Origin of the sequence: uncultured Chitinophaga sp. (assembly GCF_937874145.1) — a bacterium.
In the GTDB taxonomy this organism is placed as follows: domain Bacteria; phylum Bacteroidota; class Bacteroidia; order Chitinophagales; family Chitinophagaceae; genus Chitinophaga.
Genome location: NZ_CALNBI010000040.1, coordinates 1 through 3,141 on the forward strand (window position 1 = coordinate 1; position 3,141 = coordinate 3,141).

Below are 3,141 nucleotides of genomic sequence, written 5' to 3' on the forward strand. Positions count from 1 at the left end.
CCGGGCTCATGGAAACGAACACGGCCAGGGCTACCCGTTGGCCATTAGGCAGGTAAATAGTGCCGGCATCGTTTGTAGCGGAATTGAGGCCGTTATGGGTATAGCCCGATCCGGTTTTATGTGCAAGGGGTGTGCCGGGAGGCAGCAAGCCAGGCAGTCGGTTGCGGCCTGTGGTGGTGGCAAGCATCGTATTCACCAGGAAATCGTTGCTGCCTTTGGATAATGCGGTGCCTTTGTCGAGGATGTCTAGCAGGTGCGTATAGGCGGATACGTTTGCCCAGTTTTGGAATTGCGGCTCGAAGCCGGTTCCGGGACCATTCATCTCTTCCTCCGTAAGCTTGATGGCTATATTTTCCACACCAAGGCCATGGATGAAATCGTCGACTACTTTGGTGCCGCCGATGGTGCGAATCAGCACATCACAAGCGACATTATCGCTTTTGCTCACCATCAGATATATTAAATTGGCGATGGTCTTGTCTTTGACGCCTTTGGGGAAGCTGTCTTTCAGAGGGCTGTAAGTTTCAAAATAGTCATCGGTGGAAATGGGCAGTTGCTGATCGAGTTTCAGTTTGCCTTCGTCGACCTGTTTGAGGACGGCCATGGCGATGGGGAATTTGAAGGCGCTTTGCATGGGCAGGCGCGCGGTGTCGTTGAGCGTGAGGGTATCGCCGGTGCCGAGGTGGCGGATGGCTACGCCCACGGTGCCGCCGGCTTCGGCAGCGATCGTGGCGATCTGCTGGCGGAGGGAGTCGGTAGATGCGGGTGCGGTGGATACGGTCAGGCTGTCGGATGCAGGCTGCTTGCCGGTATTGGCGCAGGCAGACAGCAGCAGGAGGGCGGCGGCGGAGATGATGACGGGTCGCATGGTGAGTGAGGGTTTAGGCCGGCAAATTAATTCAAATGCTTTTCCGGGCGCAACGTTAGCCCTGATTTTTTTTCGGGTGATGATGGAAGCCGACGAGGTACATCTGTTTCCGGTAATCCCGGGGCGCCATGCCGGTGGATTTCCTGAAGGCCTTCGAGAAGTGGGAAAGATCGCTGAATCCCAGCTGGGCAGCGATTTCAGCGTAGTTCATCCGCGTGGTGGCCATGAGGTATTGCGCCCGTTCGATCCGCTTTTCAAGGATGTGGTTGAGGGGCCGGGTGCCCGTGTAGGCTTTGAATTGCCGGGAAAAGTAATCCGGGTGCTGGTTGATGCGCGAAGCGAGGAAGTTGACCGTTAGTTCCGCATGCATGTTCAGTTCGATGTAGTCCAGCGTTTCGGCCAGTTTGAGGGGGATCATTTTGTCGGGCCGGCTGTCGGGCAGATTCGGGTGGAGGAATTTGGCGGTCAGCTGCCAGAGAATGCCTTGCGTTTCCATGGACACGGAAATATTCTGCAGGTTATTCAGTTCCTGGTACTCTTTGTAATAGACGTCTTTTTCGTAGACTTTCGGATTGTCGGACCGGTTGATGCCCCGGCCGGGATTGATTTCCAGCAGGCGGTTGAAGAGCAGGCGCTCCGTTTCGGTGGCGTTTACTTTCCCGATGCTGCGATGCTGCGCGAAAAGGGAAATACCGTCGGTGGAATCTTCGAAAAACTGTACAAAGTATTGGTCCAGGTGATTTTCGCACCGCATGTTGCAAAGCGTGAAGCTGGGGATGATATACAGGAATCCCGGCTCCAGTTTCACCGTTTCTCCCGCACCGGAAAGCATGCCTTCGCCCTCGTGGATATAATAAATGCGGTAATACGGGCTGATGACGTTCTGGTAGTTCCAGCGGGCGTCGAGCAGCACGCGGTCCACATTCAATAAGGTGAAAGTATGCTGAAATTTTCTTTTGATCATGTCGTGGAAAATGTATGTTCAAATTAAGCATAAACAGGAGATAATTGTAAACAACAGGTCGGATTTGTACAAAAAAAAGTCCATTTACGGCAAGTTTTTAGCCGGAGATTCGTAGTAAGTTTGAATTCACGTTAAGAAATACTAAACGGCAGGCCGGCCACGCGGTTGCACTGAGAAACAGATTCCCGGCTCCAAGCATTGTACTGATATGAAAAGAAGGACTTTAGTAAAAGGCGTACTTACCGGCATTCCATCGTTATTGCTTTCCGGCGCTTTCGGGCGTTCCGCTTCCCTGACGGATGCGCTGCTGGCGGAAATGGCCGGTCCATTCCAACCCAGCTGGCCATCCCTTTCCAAATATGTTGTCCCGGAATGGTACCGCGATGCCAAATTTGGCCTGTGGGCGCACTGGGGGCCGCAATGCGAGCCCGAATTCGGGGACTGGTACGGGCAGCAGATGTACCACGAGGGCGGCGCGGCTTACAAGTATCATAGTGAAAAATATGGCCATCCTTCCAAATTCGGGTTCAAAGATGTGATCAACGAATGGAAGGCAGAGAACTGGAACCCGGAAGAGCTGCTGACTCTATACAAAAGCGCCGGCGCGAAATTCTTCGTAGCCATGGCCAATCATCATGACAATCTCGACCTCTATCCGAATAAATATCAAAAATGGAACTCTACCCGCGTAGGCCCCCGCAAAGACATAATCGGCGGCTGGGCGGCGGCGGCGAAGAAAGTAGGGCTTCCCTTCGGTGTGAGCATACATGCCTCTCACGCCTGGACCTGGTTCGAAGCCGCGCAGAAGGCGGATAAGCATGGCCCGCTCGCCGGCGTCCCCTACGACGGGAAGCTCACAGCGGCAGACGGGAAGGGCACCTGGTGGGAGGGGCTCGACCCCCAGGAACTGTACGCCCAAAACCACCCCCTGAGCCAGCCGGGCGGAGATCACCTCAAGAAGTGGGACTGGGCCGACGGCGCTTCCATTCCATCAAAAGCCTACGCCGACAAATTCTACAAACGCACCCTGGCGCTCATCGATAATTACGATCCCGACCTGGTGTATTTCGATGACACCGTATTACCACTATGGCCTGTCAGCGATGTGGGGCTGCGCATCGCCGCATACCTCTACAACCGCAGCATCCAAAAGAAAGGGAAGCTGGAAGCGGTGCTTACCGGCAAAGGGCTCGACCCTGAACAGCGCAAATGCCTCGTGTGGGACATTGAGAGAGGGCAGAGCCACGCTATTGAGCCCCTGCCCTGGCAAACCGATACCTGCATCGGCGGCTGGCATTACGACCGGAGG

3 protein-coding genes are annotated in these 3,141 nt (G+C 54.8%); 1 reads left to right on the forward strand and 2 read right to left on the reverse strand.

Translation table 11 applies throughout. The features are described 5' to 3' along the window. On the reverse strand, nucleotides 1-868 hold an 868-nt coding region (bla, locus tag Q0510_RS01720; protein ID WP_298707659.1), incomplete at its 3' end, for a class A beta-lactamase. A gap of 55 nt (nucleotides 869-923) precedes the next feature. Then, nucleotides 924-1,832, reverse strand: a complete 909-nt coding sequence (locus Q0510_RS01725) for an AraC family transcriptional regulator (protein WP_298707661.1) — start codon at nucleotides 1,830-1,832, stop codon at nucleotides 924-926. Nucleotides 1,833-2,040: 208 nt separating this feature from the next. Here Q0510_RS01725 and Q0510_RS01730 point away from each other — a divergent pair. Further along, on the forward strand, nucleotides 2,041-3,141 hold a 1,101-nt coding region (locus Q0510_RS01730), incomplete at its 3' end, for an alpha-L-fucosidase (RefSeq protein ID WP_298707663.1).

Excerpts from the sequence above, each read along its gene's own strand:
- Q0510_RS01725 (WP_298707661.1), bottom strand. The coding sequence starts at position 1,832 with ATGATCAAAAGAAAATTTCAGCATACTTTCACCTTATTGAATGTGGAC.